Genomic DNA, 24416 nt, shown 5'->3' with positions numbered 1-24416 from the left:
CCTTGCGACTAGGGGCGTCAGAAACGCGGTTCCACCCTAATTTATTACTTCATTGTTTTTAAAAATACGACAGAAAGCGCCAGTTTCTTACCTTGTCCTACTTGGCTCCCACTACCCCAAGTTCGCTTGAAGAACACCATAAGACTTTCTTTCTTGTTGATTATTATATCAGAAAGAGAGAAAATTTACAATTCTTTTTCTTACTTTCTAAAAATCCATCTCATCTACATGTGGTGCGCCAGAAGTCACCGAGATGGTCTTTAAGACTTCTCGCTCTTCTTTGCTGAGTTCAATCCCAAAACAGTCAAGATTGCTCTGGATCCAAGAGGCTGTTACTGACTTAGGTAACGGTAAAAACTCTTCTGCCAAGCTCCAAGCCAAGGCGATTTGGGCAACTGATTTTCCATGCTTATCAGCAATTTCTTGGACTTCTTTCTTATCAAACAATTCTCCTTGTCCAAAAGGTCCCCAAGCCTCTAGGAGAATTCCCTTCTCTCTACAGTAGTCAACCACTTCCTCTTGGCAAACTCCTGGTGCCAAGCGCACCTGATTGACCGCTGGAATGACTCTTGCTGTCTCAAGCAAAGCATCCAGATGATGAGGGAGAAAATTACTAACTCCGATAGCACGGATTTTGCCTTCTTGGTAAAGGTCCTCCATCGCTCTCCAGACTTCAGCATTGCGAGTTTTCCATCCGTCATTTTCCCTTAGTGGTTTTGGATTTGGCCAATGGATAAGGTACAAGTCTAGATGATCCAATCCCAGTTTTTCCATTGATTCCTCAAAAGCTTGGCGAGCTTCTTCGTAGCTGTGATTGGTATTCCAAAGTTTGGTCGTTACAAAGATTTCTTGACGTGAAATACCGCTATCTCGTATAGCACGGCCAACGCTCTCCTCATTTTGATAGATAGCCGCAGTATCGATATGACGATAACCAGCCTTTAAAGCTTCTAAAACGGCTTGGTAGGCCATCTCTCCATTTTCAGCTTTCCATGTTCCAAATCCTAGAACAGGAATTGAAACTCCATTATTAAGGGTATAAGATTTCATCTTTTTTCCTTTCTATGTGAAGAAAATCTAAAGAAACAAAGTTCTGATTATCAGCACACTTGCTCCTTTAGATTTTAACAATTATTGATCACGATCATAATACATTTCATGAGCTTTCAAGCGAGAATTAAGCATTTCCGGAACAGTCACAAATGTATAACCTTGCTCTTTTAGATATTCTATAATCTTTGGAAGAACATTAACTGTAGCGCCATGAATATCATGCATAAGAACAATCGATCCATTACGAACTTGATGCTGAATCTCTGTTAAAATAGCAGTTTCATTCTTGCTCTTCCAGTCCAAACTATCTACATTCCACATGATAAAACTCAAATCCAGACTATTACGAATATCATCTGTAATCGCTCCGTAAGGGGGGCGCATAAGTTTAGAACTCGAACCTAAAACCTTGGTCAAGGCATCTTCCGTATCCGTGATTTGCTTTTTAGCATCTTCAAGAGTCAATTTTGAAAGAACGGGATGATCCCAGCTATGATTTCCCACAACATGTCCTTCTGATTTCATTCGTTTCAGAAGCTCTTCATTGCCAGCAATGTTTTTACCAAGTACAAAGAAGGTCGCCTTTACATTGTACTTAGCTAATGTATCCAAAGCTTGGGTAGTTGTAGCTGGATTTGGACCATCATCAAAAGTCAAGGCTACAACTTTTTTATTTTTTTGTGCAAAGTAAGCTTGGTAGAGTTCAGCATCCTTTTCTAATAGATAAGAGGACTCCAACACATCAAAGAAACTGGATATCGGCAGAGCAATTTCCTCCAGAGCCTCCCCTAGGTCAGCAGGATAAAGGATGATTTGACTATCTTTATAATCAAAGCTCCATGATGACAAATCTTGGTCTGTAAAGGTTTTTAGCACCTGATCAATTTTTGTCTGGTCAAGTTTCTTATCTTCTAGGGTTGATTTGATTTGGCTCAGCAGTAGTTCCTTAGCCTTGCTAGCATCTTTGAAAAGTTGACTAAGAGTAAAAAGTTTACCATCTTCTGTCAAGTAAACTCTTCCCAAAGAAGTCTTTTCTTTTTCTTCAACCTTTGTTGCAGACAAATCGTAAACTTGCTTACTGATATTACGAGAAACAACTCCCTTTAAGACTGGATCCAACTGCTCAGTATAATAAAAGACCAAATCTTCTTTATCTTCCAGCTTTTCTTTGATATCCTGGTTGATCTTTTCTCTAACAGGCGCAATGACCTCCTCCCCTTGAAGAGGGTAGTAGACAATCACTTCAGCTTGACCTTTTCGGAAATGGTCTCTCTGACTGCCTACGTTGAATTGTTGATCTTTTTCATTTTTTAAGGTTTCAATTTTCTGTTCATAGGACTGTTTCTGCAAAATCTTGTAACCAATGGCACCACCTAGGCAGATCATAGCAAGACCTAAGATTCCAACAAGGGAAAGTAATCTACTTCTCTTTTTATCGTGGGAAACACGCTTCTCTCTATTTTTCTTCATACCTCCATCATATCAAATCAGAACTATAATTTCAATGATAAATCGATATTCTTCTATTTTTGAAATAAATAATAAAAAGCCTAGATGATCTAAGCTTTTCAGGTATTAGAAGCGAATCGCTTCACGTGTTTTTTCATAAGAAGAAACAAAGCGATTTGTGACTCCAGGCTCTGCAACTTCCAAGGCTTGAGAAATCTTCTCAAATGATGCCTTGTAGTCAAATTCTTTTTCAAAAATTTCAAGTGCTTCATTGAAAGCTTGCTGGATACGCTCATCAAATGAACGGTAACGGTTTGAATACTGCAAGAGTTGCTCCGTCAAGGTCGCGTATTGAACAATATTGTAGGTTTCTGTTTCAAGAGCCTCCATGTCATGGGTCGCAATTTCAAGAATTCGTTTAACTGATTCAATATTAACTTGTGCTTGTTCTAACTCTGCCATCAGATCTTCTGTGTTATGGCTTGCAGTGAAGAAAAGTTTCAAGAAACTTTGAGGAATACCCGGCAAGTTTCTCTTCTCCATGTAACGTTTGATAGTATGTAAGCGATTCACATAGACATTGGCTTTCTGACGAGCATTGATGTCGTCTTTTTCGATTTGGGCTAGGCGTTCACTAACAGAAACTTGTTCGTCTTCAATGTCTTTTAGATTACTTTGAAGTGAACTAAACTGCTCCTCTAAAATAGAGTAAGCTTGAGTAGGTTCTGTCTGATCTTCAGTTGCCTCTGTGATCGCTGTATCAAGCCCTGACAATTCAGCTTGAAGACGACGGACATGGTTCCCATCACTTTCTGGGAGAAGATAGGTTTTATTCAAGCGTTCAAGGTCTTGAACCAAAACCTGATTATTTTCTTTCAAGTGATTGAGGTAGGTTGGAAGTGTTGAAAGGAGACTTTCAACGACTTTTTGGGCAGCTATTTCACGCGTGAAAATATCGTAGAGCGCATTAATCTCTTCTTGGATTTGTGTATTTTCATACTCTGCATTATCCAATTCCAACTGGCGGATGTTTTCTTGATTATTTTTCAAGGATTCATGTAAAAGTTGGAAGCGTGACTCGATGTCCGTTTCAGTGAAGTGATAATTAGCATCCAAGAGTTTACGGTAGCCTTCCTCCAAATCTTCCAATTGTTCTGGAAGTTCTGTTGACAAAGTCTTCACGAGAGATGGAACACGATCAACGATATGTGTCAAAGCGAGAATATGATTTTCAGTTGAATCAAGAATTGCTGCAGCTTCAACTGGGTCACCTGAAGAGTTCAAGGTTACAAATTGAGAAAACTCTGACTGGATATTTTCCAATTGTTTCTCAATTTCAGGAAGGGCTTTACCATACTGTTCCGAATTTTCTGCTACGGTATGTTGCAGATTTTCAAATAAGTCCAAAGCATGCAGAACACGTCCGCTATTCTTAGACTCTTGTTTTTCAAGCTCTGAAAGCGCATTGCGAATCGCCGCAATGTCTTCTTCAATTAAATCAATTTGACTTTCGATTTGATCGATTTGGTGAGTTGCTTTGAAAAAGCGAAAAGAATTATTATAGCCTTCAGCCTCAAACAGGTTATTTTCAATATCAGCAAATGAGTTAAGGGATAAATCAACCCATTTTTGATTCCATTCACGGAAGGTCACCTGACTTTGACCAATCAAATGCATGTTTTTAACCGCTTCAACCTCATCATTTACAGGAAGGTTGTAGAGTTCTTCTTTTCTTTCCTCGAGGGCCGTCAATCTACTTACATTACGCTTACGTAGGAAGATTGCCGCTACATAAGCTAGAATCAAAATGACTGCAATCGCAACCATTAGATAAATTAGTTGTCCATTAGACATATCAAACTCCTTTTATACTAGAAACAATCGTATTGATTATATCATATTTTTTAGGTCATGGGAACTATTTCCCACATTTTTTAGACGTCAAGGGTACTGTAAACGGCATTTTCTTCGATAAATTCACGGCGAGGTTCAACTCGGTCCCCCATCAACATATCAAAGATCTTATCTGCTTCGGCAGCATCATCTACCGAAACACGCGCCATCAAGCGATGTTCTGGATCCATGGTTGTTTCCCACAATTGGTGGTCATCCATTTCTCCCAAACCTTTATAACGTTGGATGGTTGGTTTTGAACGCCCTTCACTGTGACGTGCTAAGGCTTCTTGGAGTTTAATTTCTTGATCTGCACCAGGCTGGATGTATTCTTTGATCTCACTTCCAACTTTAACCCCGTAGATTGGTGGTTGGGCAATGTAGACATAGCCAGCTTCTAGGATTGGTTTCATGTAGCGGTAAATCAAGGTTAGCAAGAGGGTTCGAATATGAGCACCATCAACATCGGCATCGGTCATCAAAACAAGTTTTTGGTAACGAGCCTTAGTGACATCAAATTCTGCACCAAAACCTGTTCCCATGGCAGTGAAAAGGCTCCGAATTTCTTCGTTGGCAAGAATTTTATCCATGCTAGCTTTTTCAACGTTCAAGATCTTACCACGAATTGGTAAAATAGCTTGGAACTCACGGTTACGACCAGATTTAGCTGATCCACCAGCTGAGTCTCCTTCGACGATGAAGAGTTCGGTTTCAGCAGGATTATTTGAAGAACAGTCTGCTAGTTTTCCTGGCAGATTGGAAATTTCCAAGCCAGATTTCTTACGAGTGACTTCACGCGCTCGCTTAGCAGCTACACGAGCCTTGGCAGCCAAAATCCCTTTTTCCACGATGCGCTTGGCAATCTGTGGATTCTCCATGAGAAAATCAGAGAAGGCATCGCTGAAGAGGCGATTGGTGATCTTGACCACTTCGCTATTTCCCAATTTAGTCTTGGTTTGTCCTTCAAACTGTGGATTTGGATGTTTCACAGAGATAACTGCAGTCAAACCTTCACGGACATCTTCCCCTGTTAGGTTATCTTCATTGTCTTTTAATAGCTTATTTTTGCGGGCATAATCATTGATAACACGCGTCAGTGCTGTACGAAAACCTTGCTCATGTGTTCCACCTTCATGGGTGTGAATGTTATTGGCGAAACTCATGACATTTTCGTGGTAACCTGTTGTGTACTGCATGGCTACTTCAACTGTGATATCATCCATCTCACCGTCTGTGTAAATTGGTGTATCAAAGATCACGTCCTTGTTCTCGTTGATATATTCAACGTAGCTAGCAATTCCACCTTCATAGTGATAATGCTTGGTTTGTTCGAGACCTTCACGCTTATCTGTTATTGAGATTCGAAGTCCTCGGTTCAAAAAGGCTAGCTCTTGAATACGTTTGTTTAATTTGTCAAAGTCAAAAGTCGTTGTTTCTGTAAAAATCTCTGGATCTGGTGTGAAGTGAACTGTTGTTCCAGTTTTATCCGTATCTCCAACCACCTCAAGGTCAGCAACAACATGACCACGACGGTATTCTTGGTAATGAATCTTACCGTTTTTGTGAACATGAACATCTAGTTGCGTTGAGAGAGCATTTACTACGGAAGAACCTACTCCATGGAGACCACCTGAAACCTTGTATCCGCCACCGCCGAATTTTCCTCCAGCGTGAAGAACCGTAAAGACTGTCTCAACAGCAGGACGTCCTGTTTTTTCCTGAATATCAACAGGAATTCCACGCCCATCATCCACAACGGTGATGGAATTATCAGGATCTATAAAGACTTGGATGTGACTGGCAAATCCAGCTAGGGCTTCATCAATTGAGTTATCAACGATTTCCCATACTAGATGGTGAAGACCTTCTTTTGAAGTCGATCCAATATACATACCTGGACGCATACGAACAGCTTCAAGTCCCTCCAAAACTTGAATTTGACTGGCATCATAATCCTGTGCCTGTTGATTTTTGATTTCTTCTGTCATTTTTTCCCTTTTCTTACATGTCTATTGCTTGTCTCAATGTCGCAACGTTATTAAAAAGATAGGCATCTAAGCCAGCAGCTTTACCTGCTTCTACATCAATATTTCTGTCACCAATGACCAAACCGGATGTAATATGATATTTATCACGTAAATAAATCATGGACTCAGGATCTGGTTTCCGTTTAAATCCAGAACTGGCAGTCACCACCTCGGTGAAGTAGTTCGCTATCTGGGTCTTAGCAAGAAGTTCTAGAACTTGGTCATTTCGATGAGAAACCAAGAAATGGCGTCCTCCTTTGTCCGAAATGTCTTTGAGTAACTCAGGAATTCCCTCAAACAAGACTGGGTGCTCTAGCTCACGTGCTTCATTTTCTTTGTAGTTTCCTAAAAAATCCTCGATGTCTGGAGCAAACTTCTCAATGGCAAAAGCTGTCGAAACCTTCAAGGCTTCGTAAACACGGTCGTGTTCTTGCTCTATTCCGTATTGGGCTAAGGTCTCTACAAAGGCTGCTGTAGAAGTCTCATAATTATCCAATAGGGTACCACCTAAATCCCATATATAGTCGTGATATTTCATACCCTTCATTATACCATTTTTTTATGAAAAAAGCGATGATTTCCTAGATTTTTCCAAGCAAAAACGAGAGTTTAACTCTCGTTTTACTGTTGATTTCCAAAGACATCTCGATAGAGCATGCCGACTCGTAAACTTTCTGCATCTCCTCCCAGTTGCTCCACTAACTCATAGGCAAAGGCAAGGGCAGTTGACGGTCCTCGGCTAGTTGTTAGATTACCATCCACAACCACTGTTTCCTTTCGGTAAATCCCTTCAGTAATTTGCTCCTGAACACCGTCATAACAGGTGAAGCGCTTGTCTTTCAGGACACCTGCTTGATGGAGGGCGATTGGAGCTGCACAGATAGCTGCAATTTTCTTTCCTACTTGGTCAAAGGCTTTAATCTGTGAAATGAGGGCTGGATTATCCCGTAGGTGAGCTGAGCCTGGCATGCCACCTGGAAGAACTACCAAGTCATAGTCGGATAAATCGCTATCAAAAACACGATCAGCTTTTACCTGAATGCCATGGGATCCTGTCACCTGCTCTTCAAACCCTACCATATCACAGGAAATGTTTGCTCGACGCAAAACATCAACTACTGTCAAGGCTTCGATTTCTTCAAAACCCTGAGCTAAGATAACTGCTACTTTTGCCATAGTGGCCTCCTTATTTGATTTGTTTTAGAACGACTTTTTTTCGTTTGAATGGAATTTTACCACTCTTTTCTTCTGCTAGATTGGTCTGGTAACTCATAGACAAGAGGAGACCGACACCGATGAGGTTACTAATAATTGCGGATCCACCTTGCGAAATGAATGGCAAGGGAATCCCTGTCAAAGGAAGTAAGCCTGTTACGGCACCGATATTTTCAAAGATATGGAAGAGCAACATCATGATAAAGCCAGTTGAAATATAGGTATAGAACTGGTTATTTGATCTGAGCGTAATCTTCAACATACGATAGATAAGAAGCAAGTACAAAGCAATGACAAAGACTGAACCAATGAAGCCAAAATCTTCAGCAATCACTGTGAAAATCATATCACTTTCACGTACTGGAATGAGGAGATTGGACACATTGAACCCTTGTCCAAACAAACCACCACTTCCAATCGCAATTTGCCCCTGCGCCTGTTGGTAAGTTGTTGTTTGCGCGAAATCAAAGGGATTGAGCCAGGCCAAGATTCGATTGATCTGGTAGGTTGGCATCCCAATCTGGTGCAAGAAGGCACGTCCATCCTTACTTATAAAGATGACCATGAAGCCTGCAACTGCAGTCACTCCTGTTGCAAAAACAGGAATGATAATCTTCCACGAAACACCTGAAAGGAGGACCATGCCTGCAAAAATAGCTACAAAGACCAAGGCAGTCCCTAGGTCACTTTGTAGGGCTAGAAGGATCAAGACTGGGATGGTAAAGGCAATCATCCAACCAATCAATAGGAAATCCAAGGGAATAGTCCGTCGCCATTCCTTGTGTTTTTGAGTGAATTGTACAATGACTCGAGCCAATATCAAGATGTAGGAAATCTTCATGAACTCAGATGGTTGAAAGAGCGTGGTTCCCCCGATAGACACCCAGTTTTTAGCACCTGTAGAAGCTACCAGACTCGGATTGTAAAAAACAAGGGGGAGAACCATTAAAGCCAAACCTAAGCCATAAAGATAAGGAGTCACCTTCCATAAAAACTCGGTATTGAAGAACATGACGACAAACCCAATGACAAGCCCTAGAGCAATCCAGGCAATTTGCTGACCTAGAATTGGAAGTACATTATTTGGATAGTCATGATTAACTGCTATATAGATAGCCACTACTCCAATCACCAGTAGACAAAACACTGGTAAGAGGAGGCTATAATCGACTCGAGAGTCGAAGGAACGTTTCATATTTTTTACCTTTTCTCTTTCTTAGATTTTTCTTTCATTCTATTGCGTCGGGATTTTAGAAAATCTGCTACTGCAGATCCTAGATGTTCTCTAGCAAGAACCCGAACCGTTCTTTCTTTTGACAAGGTTTGGGCGATTTGTTTGCCATAGCGCTTGCTGACAACACGGCTATCTAAAAGCACAGCAACCGAACCTTGGTCAGGCCGTCTAACAGTACGACCTAAGGCTTGTTTTAGCCGAATAATAGCCATCGGCAACTGATAATCATAAAAAGGATTTTTCCCTTCTTGGCGCAGTTCTTGGTTTAACTTTTTGGTTAAGGGTTCTTGGGGATTTTGGAAAGGCAATCTCGGAATCACTTGGATTACAAATGGATGGGTAGAAAAGTCAACTCCTTCCCAGAAACTACCCGTTCCAAGCAAGATCTGGCGTTCACCTTTTTCAAAACGTTTTTTCAGTTGGCTTGGTTCCCCATTTTTGTACTGAGCCAGATGAGGTTGGTCTAGCAAGTCTGAAACTGCCAGCAACATCTCTTTTGAGGTAAACAAAACCAATAAGGGTTCTTGAAAGGCTTGTAACCTTCGGATAACAGAAGCCACTTCACTAGCATAGTCAAAAGGTGAAACTTCTGTCACGAGAGGAAAGTCATCGATTAGAAAAACTTCTTGTTGCTCTTGCTTTGCTACATCAAGCCTAACAAGTGGAGCATCTGGAAATCCCAATAAATCTGCTAAGGAAACCCGATTGCTGATTTCAAGAGTAGCTGATACTCCTAGGAGCCTACAATCTTCTGGCAATAGGTCTGCTAGTATAAAGCGACCTTTTTTGCTTGAACAAATCAAGACATCCTTGCTCGATTTCTCTGCTGTAGCAAGCCAAAATTCACGGTCTGACGTAAAAAAGTTTGCAAGCTCTCGATACTCTGGAAGTGCTAACTCCGAAAAATGCTGGCGCAAGTGTTCAAGAGAATCCAACCACTTTCCATTCTTAAGACCTGACTGATAGTGCTCTATCAAGTAACGACATTCAAAGCCGATACTCTCAAGCAAGCGTTTCTGAACCAAATCTTCCTCTGTCTCCAAGGACTTTTCAAGCTGGGTTACAAGATCCTCAAGGCGATAAGCCTGCTGAGCAAGATTTTCGAGAGCTAGCAGCATTTTTTGAGCCTCATCCAAGATTACCAAACGGTTGTCGACAAACTCTGGATTGTCTTCCAAACGAGTGACCAGATAGGCATGATTGGTCAGAAGAACACGACTGGTCTTGGCCTTTTCCTGCCCTCGTTTCCAAAAATCCTCTGTAGCAAATAAACTTTTCTTTGAAAGCTTGCCATCGTGGACTAGTTCAGGCAGAAAGTGCTGATAGCGATAAAGCTGACCGATTTCGTCCAAATCACCAGTCTCTGTCTCCGTTAGCCAGATGAGCAGTTGCATTTTAAAGCGTGTGAAAAGACGATTGGACTCAGAACGATGGAGAACTCGGTGAAAGGCATCCAGTTTTAAATAATTTTGAGGACCCTTGAGACTATGAATCTCCAGATGAAAAACCTCTCTTAAACGCTGTCCTTCTTCTTGCATGATTTGATTTTGAAGAATTTTGGTCGGAACACTCACTAGAATCCCTGCTTGACTCTCCGAGTTCAAAGCTGGGAGGAGATAGCCGTATGTCTTGCCCAGTCCCGTTTGAGCTTGGATAAAGGAAGTCTGGTGTTCTTCCAATAATTGCTCAATCTTCTCCGCAAATTCCAATTGTTGTGGACGCTCCTCCAGTCCCAATAAGGAAATGTTTTTAGCAAAATCTTTGGATAATTTGCGTGGGACTAAGGCTTTGCTTTCCTTTTTGAGGAAAAGCCCATGAAGCTCTATCAAGTCTGGCGAAGATAAGAGAGATTGTTGCTGATAGACCTCCTCAATCACCAGATAGCTTTCGTAGAGAAGGTTATCTGCAAGATCTAACAAGCTTTCTAAGAGCCCTTTTGGTAACTCAAAAAGTTTTTGACGCATGTAAAGCAAGAGTTCTGCTGTTGCCTGAGCATCAGACAGGGCAGTGTGGGCTTGTTCTAGTTCAATGCCCAACTCTTGACAAAGGATACCTAAGTTATACTTTTCAAACTGAGGATATAAAACTTGGGCTAACTCAACAGTATCCACCCGCGGGGTGCGCAATTCATATCCTTCAAAAAAGAGAAATTCTGCAAGAAGGTTAGCATCAAACTGTACATTGTGCGCAACAAAAACACCGTCCTTAACCAATTCAAAAATTTTTCCGGCCACCTGAGAAAACTCTGGCGCCGCAGCCAAACGCTGATCGGTCAGACCTGTTAATTCTTTGATATGAGAGTCCAAGGGTTCGTGGGGATTGACATCAGTCGTATACTGATCGATGATTTCACCATTCTCAATCACCACAATGCCTACTTGAATAATTTTTGCCTTACTTCCGGTGCTGGTCGCCTCTAAATCAACGACCACATACCGATCATTTCTCGCATTCATCATTAAAAATTATATCAAAAAAAGCATGATTTGACACCCCTCAACTTTGATAACAATCTCGCTTTATTTGTAATTTTGAGTAAAAATCAAGACCTTAAAAGCGAGAATTTCACGCAAGTTCAGCAGTTGATTGCTGGTTCTGAGGTATTTGAAAAATTTATCAACATAGCTACATCGACATAAAAAGACAACTAAGGTATTAGTTGCCTTTTTGGGATATTTTTTTCATTGTTTTCGGAAGTTCCTTGCTAATTTCTGTTGGCAAGACAAGGTAGTTTTCTTGAGCTAGTTCTTGCGCGATAGCTGAATGAAGATGAGTCGCTACCACCACTCTCTCATAGAGGCTTACTTGGTGAAACTGGCCTGCAAAACCTGCAATCATCCCAGCTAGAGTATCTCCCATGCCACCGGTTGCTTGATAGGGGCCTCCAACCTCCAGTTGATAGTATTCAGGTTTGCCTGCTTGCCAAATACGAGTAGCTGGACCTTTCTCGACAAGAATCGTTCCTTGAGGAAAAGCTGAAAGAGCCCTAGAAGTCGTCTCTGTATTTTGATGGTCAAGAACTATACCAGACAGCCTTTCCCATTCCCTTTGGTGAGGAGTCAGGATAAGCTGACTTGAAGGGAATTGTAACGCGCCTTTTGCTAAGATGCCCAAAGCACCGCCATCTACAATCAAAATCTGTTCTTTTCTGAGACTGTCAAAGACCCGTCTTACAAGTTCTTCTCCGAACGCATCCTCTCGCAATCCTGGACCAAGCAAGACAACTTCTGCCTTCTCTATCTGTTCCTTTAGTAATGCTTTATCCTTTAGAGAAAAAGCCATAGCTTCAGGTAAATGGCTGTGCAGAGCTGGGATATTCTCCTTATCCGTCCCAACAGTCACCAAACCAGCCCCGCTTTTAACTGCTGCAATGGCTGACATGATGATAGCACCCCCATAAGGATAGGTTCCTCCCAGCAAGAGCAGACGACCGTAATCTCCCTTATGACTGTGACGAGAACGTTCAATAATGACTTTTTCTAGTAAAGTTTGATCAATCACTTTCATCGTTTTTTTCCTCTCACTCCATTATACTATAAAAGGAGGTCCAGACCTCCTTCTACACTATTTTCCCTTAAATTCCGCAAAGCTCTGTAAGATTTTAGCTGCTACTGCTGGAGAAGGTTCTCCTTTTAGCTCTAACGTTTCATCTGCATATGGAGTAAGACCAGCAAAATCTCCTATCTGAACTGAATAGAGAGATGTCTTAAACAGTTCAATATCGTTTTGGTCATTTCCAAAAGCAATGAAGTTCTCTCCACATAACTTTTCAACAGTTGTCGCCTTATGAGTATCCAAGGGGTTGACATAAAGGCACTTTTCATGCGCATGATAGGAGAGATGAGCCAGTCCCAGTCTTTCTAACTGACCAAGCAGATCATCAAGCAAATCCTCGTGGTCGCCCATATAGATGACTACCTTAATCGGAGTCCCCAAGTCCTCGAGTTTCTGATGACGAGCCACCTTTAGGGGATCCACACTGGAAATAAATGGAATCTTCTCCACAATTTGACCACTATAATCAAAGCAATCATCTGCAAAGAAAGGGAGATTATAAGTCTGGCAATAATCCACTAGCGCCTGATAAACTCTAGCATCGAGATTTCTTTCATAGATGGCTTTCCCCAGATAATAGGCTACACCACCATTCAATCCTATGACCAAGCGCTGACTGAGTTCAGTACCTAATAAGCCCAAACAATCCCGATAAGAGCGAGCTGAGGCAAATACAAGCTCATGCCCATAATCTTCAGCCTTTAAAAGAACCTGCTGAATCTCCTCATCTATGGTCATGTAGTCAAAAGACAGTGTCCCATCTAGGTCAAATACGAATTTCATCTTCCTAGTCCTTGTTTAGTGTTCGAAGCGCTGCTTCATAGGTTTGCTCCATTAGCATGGTAATGGTCATAGGGCCAACTCCACCAGGTACTGGCGTAATGTGACTTGCAAGTGGTGCAACGGCATCATAGTCAACATCTCCACAAAGCTTGCCATTTTCATCTCGGTTCATCCCAACGTCAATGACAACCGCTCCTGGTTTGACAAACTCAGCAGTCACAAACTTAGCGCGACCGATTGCAACCACAAGAATATCTGCCTTAGCAGCCACCTTTGCAAGATGATGGGTGCGTGAGTGGGTCAAGGTCACTGTTGCATTCTTAGCCAAAAGTAGCTGAGCCATCGGTTTTCCAACAATATTGGAACGACCGATAACAACCGCATTTTTACCTTCCAACTCAATCCCATATTCATGAAACATCTCCATAATTCCTGCAGGTGTCGAAGGAATCATAACTGGATGACCAGACCATAGGCGACCCATGTTTAGCGGGTGGAAACCATCCACATCCTTTTCGGGGTCAATGGCTAATAAAACTGCCTCTTCATCGATATGTTTGGGTAAAGGTAACTGAACCAAAATCCCATGCCAAACTGAATCTTGATTGTATTTAGCAATCAAGTCCAACAATTCCGCTTGGGTAATGGTATCTGGAACTCGCACAACTTCACTACGGAAGCCAGCAGCAAGAGCTGACCGTTCCTTGTTGCGAACGTAAACTTGACTGGCAGGATTGTCCCCCACCAAAATCACCACCAAGCCTGGAACTAGACCTGTTTCTTCTTTTAGTTTGGCAGTCTTTTCAGCCAACTGTCCTTGTAACTTAGCTGCAAGAGCCTTCCCATCAATAATCTGTGCCATATTTCTTCTCTTTTCTATCAAATATCTTCTATTATATCAAAAAATACCTTGGCATTCTAGCACTTCTTGACTAATAGACCTTATAGTTTGAAACTATAAGAAAAAGCTCTTATCGAGCTTTTAGTGCCTATTTATCTTAGGCGAATCGTTCATGTTTTCTTTTTAACCTTGGGAGCAGGCAAAACTTCGTACATCTCCTTGATTAGTCTCGCTAGAAATAACTTGTCTTCAAGGTCTTCTAGTAAAATCATCTCCTTGGCTCCTTCATAAGGACGTTCAAGTCTTGTCTGGCCCAGTTGATCCATGATCACCTTCACAGGCTTCAATAACAAACGATTATCATAGATTCCCCCAATAATCTTCCCACGATAATAAAGGATATACTCTCCCATCATTGGACGATAACTCATCTCCTCTAACTCCGATAGCTGATCGAGAATAAAGGCTAAATATTCCTTACTTGAAGTCATGATTTCTGCTCCATTTCTTCTAAAAATGAGGTCTTACAAAACCTTACTCAAAAATTCCTTGGTTCGTTGTTCTTGGGTTTGGTCAAAAATATCCTCTGGCCTTCCATCTTCGACAACAACTCCATCCGCCATAAAGATAACACGGTCTGCTACCTCACGCGCAAAGCCCATTTCATGCGTCACAATCACCATAGTCATCCCTGACTTAGCGAGGTCTTGCATAACAGCTAGAACTTCCCCAACCATCTCAGGGTCTAGGGCTGAAGTCGGTTCATCAAAAAGCAAAACATCTGGTTCCATAGCAAGTCCACGTGCAATGGCAATCCGTTGTTGCTGGCCTCCTGACAAATTCTGTGGATAGGCCGTCGCCTTATCTGGCAAGCCAACTTTTTCTAACAGTTCCTGTGCTCTTTTCTCCGCAACTTCCTTGCTTTCACCTTTGGTTTTAATTGGAGACAGGGTGATGTTTTCCATCACCGTCATATTTGGAAAGAGGTTGAATTGTTGGAATACCATGCCCATCTTTTCACGCATGGCAAAAAGGTCATTTTTCTTATCTGTGATATCAACCCCTTCAAAGATAACCTTGCCTTTACTTGCTTCTTCAAGGAGATTCATCGAACGAAGGAGAGTTGATTTTCCGCTACCCGACGGACCAATAATCACCACGACTTCCCCTCTTTTGATCTCAAGGTCAATCCCTTTCAAAACTTCGTTTTTCCCAAAAGACTTATGCAAGCCTTCAATTTTTATCAAGGTTTCTGTCATTATTTTTTGTCTCCTTGTCCAATGTAATTTTCAAATGCCTTCAAAGCCACTGTCAAAACAGAGGTCATAATCAAATAGTAAAAGGCTGCAAATAAAAGAGGCGTTAAAGGTAGATAGGTCGTCGTTGCTACCGTTGTAGCTCCATTCCAAAGTTCCATGACTCCGATTGTTGACAAAAGCGAACTATCCTTGATAATGGTGATAAATTCATTTCCCAATGCTGGCAAAATATTCTTAATTGCCTGTGGCAAAATAACATAACGCATAGCATTTTTAGGACGAATACCCAAGGAATAAGCCGCCTCCAACTGCCCTTTAGGAACTGCATTGATCCCTGCACGAACAGTTTCAGACACATAAGCACCACTGTTCATCGAGATAATCAGAATACCTGGAATCAAACGGGAAAGGTCCACACCTAAAATCCCTACTTGAATAGTGGGCGCATCGATATGCATGAGGGCAAATGCAATCATAATTTGCACCATCATCGGTGTTCCTCGGAAAATCCATACATAGACATTCGCAAACCAGACAATAGGCTTAAAACGTGAGCGTTGGGCAAAGGCCAATAAGACACCTAGAATGGTACCGAAAAAGACTACCAGAATTGAAATCACTACAGTGATAAGAGCACCATAATTAAAATAAGGTAAATACTTTGGTAAAAAGGAAAAATTCATATAAACTCAGCTTTCTAAATATTAGATTGTATGATTATAACATATAATGAATTAAAATTCAATATTTTTCACTGATTTTCACCAATAATTTTATGCAAAAGAGAAATAGCGAGAAATCTTAGTTTTTTCTAGTCAAGTCCCCGTGGTTTATGGTAAAATAGTAACGATAAGAAATGGAGGAGAATCATAATGGAATCACATTTGGTTAGAATCATCAACCGCCTAGAAGCTATGACAAAAGATGGCGGAAATCTAAAACGTAATTTTGAACGTGAAGGAGTTGTTGTTGCAGAAGTTGCATACAGCTATGACGAAGAAAATGGATCACTCTTCACCCTTCGCGATGTTGAAGCACGTGAAACCTATACCTTTGATAGCATTGACTTGATTGCAATGGAGATCTACGAACTCCTTTACTAATAAAAAATCAGCAGGGAAAACCTGACTGATGAACGAGAATCCTTTTTGTCCCCGCAAATGGGATTTTTTCTTGCCCTCAATGTCGCTTGATTCTCCTTGAATTCTTCTTTTAAAAACGAACACTTCCCAATCTTTTTACTTGCTTTACACCTTAATCATGCTATAATGGGAGTATAAAAATTTGACTATTTTTGACCTTTTTTATTAAGCCAAGAATAAGAATGAAATGAGGTAGATGTATGCTCTGTCAAAACTGTAAAATTAACGACTCAACAATTCATCTGTATACCAATATCAATGGACAGCAAAAACAAATTGATCTCTGTCAAAATTGCTATAAAATTATCAAAACGGATCCAAACAATACCCTCTTTAAAGGAATGACTGACCTAAACAATCGAGACTTTGATCCTTTTGGAGACTTTTTCAATGATTTGAATAATTTCAGGGCTTCTTCTAATAACGTTCCCCCAACTCAATCAGGTGGAGGATATGGGGGCGATGGGGGATACGGACCTCAAAACCGTGGTCCACTTCAAACACCTCCTAGCCAAGAAAGAGGACTCCTAGAGGAATATGGTATCAACGTAACTGAGATTGCCCGTCGTGGGGATATTGACCCTGTTATCGGTCGAGATGAAGAGATTATCCGTGTTATCGAAATCCTCAACCGTCGAACCAAAAACAATCCTGTCCTCATCGGAGAACCAGGTGTTGGTAAAACAGCAGTTGTTGAAGGTCTGGCTCAAAAAATTGTCGATGGCGATGTTCCCCACAAACTCCAAGGCAAGCAGGTCATCCGTCTGGATGTGGTCAGTCTAGTCCAAGGGACAGGGATTCGAGGCCAATTTGAAGAACGCATGCAAAAGCTCATGGAAGAAATTCGCAAACGCGAGGACATCATTCTCTTTATCGATGAAATCCATGAAATTGTCGGTGCAGGATCTGCGGGCGATGGCAATATGGATGCAGGAAATATCCTCAAACCTGCCCTTGCTCGTGGTGAGTTGCAATTGGTTGGCGCTACTACTCTTAATGAATACCGCATCATTGAAAAAGATGCTGCTTTGGAGCGTCGGATGCAGCCTGTCAAGGTAGATGAACCAACTGTCGAAGAAACCATTATCATCCTCAAAGGGATTCAAAAGAAATACGAAGACTACCATCACGTCAAGTATACTGATGCTGCTATCGAGGCAGCTGCAAATCTTTCCAACCGCTACATCCAAGACCGCTTCTTGCCAGACAAGGCTATTGACCTGTTAGATGAAGCTGGTTCTAAGATGAATCTGACTCTGAACTTTGTCGATCCTAAAGTGATTGACCAGCGTTTGATCGAAGCTGAGAATCTCAAGGCTCAAGCTACACGAGAGGAAGACTTTGAAAAGGCTGCTTATTTCCGCGATCAGATTGCCAAGTACAAGGAAATGCAGAAAAACAAGGTGACCGATCAGGATACTCCTATCATCAGCGAGAAAACCATTGAACATATCATCGAGCAGAAAACTAATATCCCTGTTGGGGAACTCAAAGAAAAAGAACAGTCTCAATTGATCCATCTAGCAGAGGACCTCAAGTCCCATGTTATCGGACAAGATGAGGCTGTCGATAAGATTGCCAAAGCCATCCGTCGTAATCGTGTTGGACTTGGAACTCCTAACCGCCCAATCGGAAGTTTCCTCTTTGTCGGACCAACTGGTGTCGGTAAGACAGAACTTTCCAAACAACTAGCCATTGAACTCTTTGGTTCTGCTGACAGCATGATTCGCTTTGATATGAGTGAATACATGGAAAAACACAGTGTGGCTAAATTAGTCGGTGCCCCTCCAGGCTATGTAGGCTACGATGAAGCGGGTCAATTAACAGAAAAAGTTCGTCGCAATCCCTACTCTCTCATCCTTCTCGATGAAGTTGAAAAAGCCCACCCAGATGTCATGCACATGTTCCTCCAAGTCTTGGACGATGGTCGTTTGACTGATGGGCAAGGACGTACAGTTAGCTTTAAGGATGCTATCATTATCATGACCTCAAATGCGGGTACTGGTAAGGCCGAAGCCAGTGTTGGTTTTGGGGCAGCTCGTGAAGGTCGAACCAACTCTGTTCTCGGTGAACTCGGCAACTTCTTTAGCCCAGAATTTATGAACCGTTTTGACGGCATCATCGAGTTTAAAGCTCTTAGCAAGGACAACCTCCTCCAAATCGTCGAACTCATGCTAGCGGATGTCAACAAACGCCTCTCCAGCAACAACATCCACCTCGATGTAACTGACAAAGTCAAGGAAAAGTTGGTTGACCTAGGTTATGATCCAAAAATGGGGGCACGCCCACTCCGTCGCACTATTCAAGACCATATTGAGGATGCCATCACAGACTACTACCTTGAAAATCCAAGTGAAAAAGACCTCAAGGCAGTTATGACAAGCAATGGTAAGATTCAAATCAAATCTGCCAAAAAAACTGAAGAGGTCGCTTCTGAAAAAGAAGAATAAAACGATCTAACAGGTGCAGGAAGTCTATCATTTTCTGCACCTTTTTACTAAAATAACTGTAAATTCTTGACAGCTCGCCCCTCGTCCATTATGATAATAATAAAGATACTAGAGAATGAGGAAAATGCAATGGCAAACCCAACTTTTGGTGAAAAAAAAGAGAATGTGACCTACCAGCCCCGCTATGGTGTGTACGCAGTTATTCCGGATGCAGAAAAAAAACAAATTGTCCTAGTTCAAGCTCCCAATGGTGCTTGGTTCTTGCCAGGTGGAGAGATTGAAGCAGGCGAAGACCATCAAGAAGCACTGAAGAGAGAACTAATCGAAGAACTTGGCTTTACAGCTGAAATCGGAAGCTATTTCGGACAAGCTGATGAGTATTTCTACTCTCGCCACCGTGATACCTACTACTACAACCCAGCTTATCTCTATGAAGCTACTTCTTTCCAAGAAGTACAAAAACCATTGGAAGATTTTAATCATATTGCTTGGTTTCCTATTGACGAGGCAATAGAAAAACTCAAACGTGGTAGCCACAAATGGGGAATTGAAGCTTGGAAAATCCAGTATGGAATTGACTAAAATACACGATTTTATCCAAAAAGTGCTATAATAGAGTTAGAAAATCGGAGGAACTATTATGAAGCTTATCAACACGACTAATTCACACTCGCAACTTGTTAAAAGCCAATTAGAAAGTACTGACGCGACCCTTGTTGAGGTCTATTCTGCTGGAAACACAGATGTGATTTTCACACAAGCTCCGCTTCACTATGAAATCCTCATTTCCAACAAACACCGCGCTATTCGTGAACCAGAAATCGAAACCATCCAAGATTTCTTCATGAAACGCAAAATCGATAAAGATAGCATCGATGAAGCCAATATCAAGACCCTCTATTCAGATAAATTGATTGAAATTTCTATTCCTACAAAATAAGAAAGCCAGCCAAAAGCTGGTTTTCTTTTGCAAAAAAAGATTGGTAGAAACTACCAATCTTTTAATTTTATTTCACAGCTTCTTTCAAAGCATCTACCTTATCCAAACGTTCCCACGGAAGGTCAATATCTGTACGTCCCATGTGTCCATAAGCTGCTGTTTGACGGTAAATTGGACGTTTGAGGTCTAGCATTTGGATAATTCCTGCTGGGCGAAGGTCAAAGATTTGACGCGCTGCTTTTTCAAGCTTGCTTTCAGCTACCGTTCCAGTACCAAAAGTATCGATACGAACAGAAACAGGCTGGGCAACACCGATAGCGTAGGCCAATTGCACTTCTGCCTTCTTAGCAAGACCTGCTGCCACGATATTCTTGGCAATATAACGAGCTGCATAAGAGGCTGAACGGTCCACCTTAGTTGCATCCTTACCAGAGAAGGCACCACCACCATGACGAGAGTAGCCACCATACGTATCCACGATGATCTTACGACCAGTCAAACCTGAGTCCCCTTGAGGGCCACCAATGACGAATCGACCAGTTGGATTGATGAAGAATTTTGTTTGCTCATCCAAGTAAGAGGCTGGGATAACCTCTTTGATAACCTTGTTAATCACATCATTGTGAATTTGTTCATTGCTGACTTCTGGGTCGTGCTGAGTTGAAATAACGACTGTGTCCACACGTACTGGACGATCATTTTCATCATACTCAACTGTAACTTGTGATTTGGCATCTGGGCGAAGATAGCTGATTTCACCAGACTTACGAAGTTCTGCCAAACGACGAACTAACTTGTGGCTGAGTGAGATTGGCAATGGCATGAGCTCTTCTGTTTCGTCCACTGCAAATCCAAACATAAGACCTTGGTCTCCAGCTCCAATCAAGTCAAGCGGATCTTGATCTGCATTTCCACGAACCTCCAAGGCTTCGTTAACCCCTTGGGCGATATCTGGTGACTGCTCAACAAGCGATGGATGAACTCCAACTGTTTCCGCAGAAAAACCATATTCTGCATTCGTATAACCAATCTCTGCAATGGTATCACGAACCACACGGTTAATATCCACATAGGCATTTGTAGAAATTTCACCAAAAACGTGGACAGAACCAGTGTATACAGCTGTCTCAGCAGCAACGTGCGCCTCTGGATCCTTTGCTAAAATAGCATCCAAAATCGCATCTGAAATTTGGTCTGCAATCTTATCTGGATGCCCCTCAGATACAGATTCAGACGTGAATAATTTACGTTCTGACATAAAAATGTCCCCCCTTAAAAAATATTGTTATAGAGTTACAAAGTACTGGTAGGTATTTCTATAGTCTAAGAGTTACGACGCGAAAGAAATAAAAACAATACTTTTTTATTTCTGAAGCTAGTAAGGCGCATAGGGTGACCGCATTATAGCGGTAACCGTAGAATGACGAGCGACTTTGAAGCCATCATTCTTTGCGAGTTACAAAGTACTGATAGAAATTTCTACCATCTTATCGGGACTATATAACCTTATCATTATACCACTTTTTACTTTTTTTTGCAGTATTTTTGAAAATTCATAAAACGAAGTTAGAAAAAGGAGCCATGCAGCTCCAATTTTGTCCTTAAAATGTTTGGCGTTTGGCTTTACGCTCGGCACGGCCACGAGCACGATTTTCAGCACGCTTGGTTTTGCGACGTTTTTCATCCACCGCCCATTGAATCTTCTTCTTATAGCCTGGTTTGACTTTTTTCTTTTTCTTTTTAACCAAGCCAATCATTTCAATATCAAGCTTATCCTGCTTCTTCTCACGGTTGGCACGACGATCACGGTCGTAAGTATCTCGGAACTCTCCGTCTTTGACCATCTTAGGAATAAACTTGATTCCTAATTTCTCCAACTCACGGATATCCGAGTCATCACTAGGCTGGTAAAGGGTGATAGCTGTACCGGGTAGACCGTTACGCCCAGTTCGTCCAACACGGTGGACAAAGAAGGACAAGTCTTGCGGAATGGCGTCATTGATGACATGACTAACACCTTCAATGTCAATTCCACGCGCTGCCAAGTCCGTTGCAACAATGTACTCAAAATCAAGATTTTTCACCTGATTCATGATCCGCTTGCGCTCACGAGGAGCAATATCTCCATGAATCTTAGCCACCTTCAAGCCTTGAGCTGTTAGGTATGTATGCAATTCATCTGCACGCGTTTTAGTGTTGACAAAAATCATTGCCAGATAAGGTTGCATGACTTGAGTCAACTCATAAATCTGAGCATTCTTGTCGCGGCCCTTGGTCGAAACCAACCAGTTATCAATGGTATCAGAGATGACTGTTTTAGTCTTGATTTTCTCCATGACAGGATTTGACAAGTATTTTTTCAAGAACGGTTGTAATTTTTGTGGAATGGTCGCTGAGAAGACCATGAATTGCAAGTCTTTTGGAAGGCTCCCTGCAATCTTATCAACTGTCTCCAAGAATCCCATATCCAAGGTCATATCGGCTTCATCGACGACAAAGGTCTTGGCCTTGTGAATAGCCAAATCACCAGATTTGACCAAGTCATAGATACGACCTGGAGTCCCGATGACAATATGGGGCTGGTTACTTGCCAATTTATCAATCTGACGTGCCTTATCCGTTCCCCCCACATAGTTGACCACACGAACTTCGACATCTGAGTGGGCTGCAATCTGACGAGCTGCTTGGTAAATTTGAGTAGCCAACTCACGACTTGGTGCAGTAATGACCGCTTGCACACTATCGCTCTTTTCATCTAATTGCTGGAAAATTGGTAACAAGAAAGTATGAGTCTTTCCTGAACCTGTTTTTGATTCCCCAACCAAGTCACGACCTGCCAAGACAATAGGAATTAACTTATCTTGAACCTCTGTTGGAGTTGTAAATTTCAACTCCTCCAAAGCCTTTTCTATATAGTTTTTAAACTGAAATTTCGTAAATGACATACTATCCTCGATTCTATTTATCTAACCATTATACCATATTTTGAACATTTTCAGTAGTCCGACTCATCTGACTTATCATACGGTTCTCAATTTCTCCAAATACCTCTCTTAGACTAGAAATCATACATTTGATTTCTACCCAAAATACAAAAAGAGAAGACCTAATTGGTCTTCTCTCAGCCTTAAAGCTTGCGATTCAGATAGATTTGTCAAGCAGTCAAACAGTTGCTTAAGAATCTTGTAAAAGTCGAAAGCTTCTAGATAAAATTAGTGCTTAATCATCTTTCCGCTTGCGACCAAGAAGCAACGCTGCTAGACCTGCAAGAAGAGAGCTAGTCATTAGTCCAGTGAGTGAAAGTGGTGCAGTGCTACCTGTATTTGGCAATGTAGCTTGTTTTGCTTTTTCTCCTGCTGGACTTTGAGCTGGTGGATTCTCTTCTGGTTTTCTTGGTTGTTCTGGTTGATGTCTATCTGCCTGATTATTATCAGCCCCCTGCTCCTCTCCTGGATTCACTGGTGGAACTGGATTTGGTTGAGGTGCTGGTTGCGGAACCGGTTGTGGTTGTGGCGTTGGTGCCGGCTGTGGTTGTGGACTAGGATCTTGCTTAGCTTCAAAGACCCACTTACCGACGAAGGTTAGATTTGCCCCCTCTTCCACTTCTTGGTAACCTAAGAATGTCCATGTACCATTTGCAACAGCTACCTCTGCAGGCATCGGTGCTTCTGGAATAAAAGCAATCGCTGCAGAAGAACTTGTAGTATATGTTCCACTTTGTGGAAGTAAGCTCAATACTTCTGCTGGCAAGTTATTGTCTGCTGTAGCACTCTCGAAGCGGTAAGTCACTTGATAGGTTTCAGTTACCGGTGCAAGTAAAACATTAACTGGTACAGGAACTTCAGTAGAAGAACCATCTGGATAATCAACTCGTACTTTACCTGTGTAAGTTCCTGGTTTTGTTATGTCAAGTTGACCTGCAGGTGTAATATCTACTATCTTAGTGCCAGCTGGAAGGCTTGGCAAGTTCGTCACATTATCGGTCAAGTCAGGCGTTTCTCCAACCTTGATAGTTTCTTCCGTTACCTGAGGCGTATAAGTTTCCGCATTTGTCGGATTCGCCTTGAATTCCCATTTTCCTACAAACTCTACATCAGCCTTGTTCACGACTGCATTTTCTGCATCGTAACCCTTGAAGGTCCAAGTGCCATCGTTCACAGTATCTGTGTAGGTCGCTTGCGCTGGTTGTTTAGCGGAAACAGAGTCTCCATTCACATAAGTTGCACTGTCACTTGGCGTCAATGCTGCGATAGCTGCTGGAAGTTGCTTACCTGCTGTTGCACTTGCGAAACTGTAAGTAGCTTGGTACTTGTTAGCTTCAAAGGCCCATTTACCTACAAACTCCACATCGGACTTGTTGACTACAGCGCTAGCTGCGTCGTAACCCTTGAAGGTCCATGTGCCATCGTTCACTGCGTCGGTGTATGTGGTTTGGGATGGTTGTTGAGCGGAAACAGAGTTACCATTCTCATAAGTTGCACTGTCGCTTGGGGTCAATGCTGCGATAGCTGCTGGAAGTTGCTTACCTGCTGTTGCACTTGCGAAACTGTAAGTAGCTTGGTACTTGTTAGCTTC

Annotated in this window: 21 protein-coding genes; 4 read left to right on the top strand and 17 right to left on the bottom strand. The window is 41.9% G+C overall.

Translation table 11 applies throughout. The features are described 5' to 3' along the window. Positions 1-207 precede the first annotated feature (207 nt). The 14 genes from D8862_RS07350 to D8862_RS07285 all read right to left on the bottom strand — a co-directional run bounded on the left by D8862_RS07350 (position 208) and on the right by D8862_RS07285 (position 15992). Complete coding sequence (locus D8862_RS07350; RefSeq protein ID WP_125449705.1) at positions 208-1050, bottom strand: aldo/keto reductase; 843 nt, start codon at positions 1048-1050, stop codon at positions 208-210. Between the two features lie 81 nt (positions 1051-1131). After that, positions 1132-2523 (bottom strand): peptidoglycan-N-acetylglucosamine deacetylase PgdA, encoded by a 1392-nt coding sequence (gene pgdA, locus D8862_RS07345; protein ID WP_125449703.1) that lies wholly within the window; start codon positions 2521-2523, stop codon positions 1132-1134. Positions 2524-2628: 105 nt separating this feature from the next. Beyond that, positions 2629-4356 (bottom strand): septation ring formation regulator EzrA, encoded by a 1728-nt coding sequence (ezrA, locus tag D8862_RS07340; protein ID WP_125449701.1) that lies wholly within the window; start codon positions 4354-4356, stop codon positions 2629-2631. An 80-nt stretch (positions 4357-4436) separates the two neighbouring features. Then, the gene (gyrB, locus tag D8862_RS07335; protein ID WP_125449699.1) at positions 4437-6383 is read right to left on the bottom strand and encodes a DNA topoisomerase (ATP-hydrolyzing) subunit B; all 1947 of its coding nucleotides are present in this window, start codon (positions 6381-6383) and stop codon (positions 4437-4439) included. A gap of 13 nt (positions 6384-6396) precedes the next feature. After that, positions 6397-6960, bottom strand: coding sequence for an HAD-IA family hydrolase (locus tag D8862_RS07330; protein ID WP_025170859.1), 564 nt, complete (start codon positions 6958-6960; stop codon positions 6397-6399). 83 nt (positions 6961-7043) lie between these two features. Continuing rightward, entirely contained in the window at positions 7044-7598 is a 555-nt protein-coding gene (locus tag D8862_RS07325) for a DJ-1 family glyoxalase III (protein WP_125449698.1), read from the bottom strand. A gap of 10 nt (positions 7599-7608) precedes the next feature. After that, positions 7609-8832, bottom strand: a complete 1224-nt coding sequence (locus D8862_RS07320) for an FtsW/RodA/SpoVE family cell cycle protein (RefSeq protein ID WP_125449697.1) — start codon at positions 8830-8832, stop codon at positions 7609-7611. 5 nt (positions 8833-8837) lie between these two features. Further along, positions 8838-11327 carry a bifunctional DnaQ family exonuclease/ATP-dependent helicase gene (locus D8862_RS07315; protein WP_398575027.1) on the bottom strand — a complete coding sequence of 830 codons (2490 nt, stop codon included), beginning with the start codon at positions 11325-11327 and terminating at the stop codon, positions 8838-8840. A gap of 199 nt (positions 11328-11526) precedes the next feature. Continuing rightward, entirely contained in the window at positions 11527-12378 is an 852-nt protein-coding gene (locus tag D8862_RS07310; protein WP_125449695.1) for an NAD(P)H-hydrate dehydratase, read from the bottom strand. 57 nt (positions 12379-12435) lie between these two features. Further along, the gene (locus D8862_RS07305) at positions 12436-13209 is read right to left on the bottom strand and encodes an HAD hydrolase family protein (protein WP_125449693.1); all 774 of its coding nucleotides are present in this window, start codon (positions 13207-13209) and stop codon (positions 12436-12438) included. A gap of 4 nt (positions 13210-13213) precedes the next feature. Then, complete coding sequence (locus D8862_RS07300; RefSeq protein WP_185760852.1) at positions 13214-14071, bottom strand: bifunctional methylenetetrahydrofolate dehydrogenase/methenyltetrahydrofolate cyclohydrolase; 858 nt, start codon at positions 14069-14071, stop codon at positions 13214-13216. A gap of 149 nt (positions 14072-14220) precedes the next feature. Further along, positions 14221-14541 (bottom strand): TfoX/Sxy family protein, encoded by a 321-nt coding sequence (locus D8862_RS07295; RefSeq protein ID WP_125449689.1) that lies wholly within the window; start codon positions 14539-14541, stop codon positions 14221-14223. A gap of 33 nt (positions 14542-14574) precedes the next feature. Continuing rightward, entirely contained in the window at positions 14575-15309 is a 735-nt protein-coding gene (locus D8862_RS07290; RefSeq protein ID WP_125449687.1) for an amino acid ABC transporter ATP-binding protein, read from the bottom strand. Next, the gene (locus D8862_RS07285) at positions 15309-15992 is read right to left on the bottom strand and encodes an amino acid ABC transporter permease (RefSeq protein ID WP_125449685.1); all 684 of its coding nucleotides are present in this window, start codon (positions 15990-15992) and stop codon (positions 15309-15311) included. Before D8862_RS07285 ends, D8862_RS07290 begins: the two co-directional genes overlap by 1 nt. 189 nt (positions 15993-16181) lie before the next feature. Here D8862_RS07285 and D8862_RS07280 point away from each other — a divergent pair, with 189 nt between their 5' ends. The 4 genes from D8862_RS07280 (at position 16182) to D8862_RS07265 (ending at position 19841) form a co-directional block, all read left to right on the top strand. Then, entirely contained in the window at positions 16182-16412 is a 231-nt protein-coding gene (locus D8862_RS07280) for a DUF1797 family protein (RefSeq protein WP_000443579.1), read from the top strand. 239 nt (positions 16413-16651) lie between these two features. Next, positions 16652-18901, top strand: coding sequence for an ATP-dependent Clp protease ATP-binding subunit (locus tag D8862_RS07275; protein ID WP_125449683.1), 2250 nt, complete (start codon positions 16652-16654; stop codon positions 18899-18901). 129 nt (positions 18902-19030) lie between these two features. After that, the gene (locus D8862_RS07270) at positions 19031-19483 is read left to right on the top strand and encodes an NUDIX hydrolase (protein WP_125449681.1); all 453 of its coding nucleotides are present in this window, start codon (positions 19031-19033) and stop codon (positions 19481-19483) included. A gap of 58 nt (positions 19484-19541) precedes the next feature. Beyond that, positions 19542-19841 (top strand): DUF1827 family protein, encoded by a 300-nt coding sequence (locus D8862_RS07265; protein ID WP_125449679.1) that lies wholly within the window; start codon positions 19542-19544, stop codon positions 19839-19841. A 67-nt stretch (positions 19842-19908) separates the two neighbouring features. On the opposite strand, the gene metK is transcribed toward D8862_RS07265, so the two are convergent. The 3 genes from metK to D8862_RS07245 all read right to left on the bottom strand — a co-directional run. Next, a complete protein-coding gene (gene metK, locus D8862_RS07260) occupies positions 19909-21099 on the bottom strand; it encodes a methionine adenosyltransferase (protein WP_125449678.1) in 1191 nt (396 codons plus the stop codon). A gap of 343 nt (positions 21100-21442) precedes the next feature. Beyond that, positions 21443-22786, bottom strand: a complete 1344-nt coding sequence (locus D8862_RS07250; RefSeq protein ID WP_125449676.1) for a DEAD/DEAH box helicase — start codon at positions 22784-22786, stop codon at positions 21443-21445. Between the two features lie 274 nt (positions 22787-23060). Further along, positions 23061-24416, bottom strand: a 1356-nt coding sequence (locus D8862_RS07245; RefSeq protein WP_185760851.1) for an SHIRT domain-containing protein, incomplete at its 5' end; no start/stop codon positions are given.

Source organism: Streptococcus oralis, from assembly GCF_003942585.1.
GTDB lineage: Bacteria > Bacillota > Bacilli > Lactobacillales > Streptococcaceae > Streptococcus > Streptococcus oralis_BE.
Note: the sequence above shows the minus strand (reverse complement) of the source record. Positions and strands in the feature narration are given on the sequence as shown.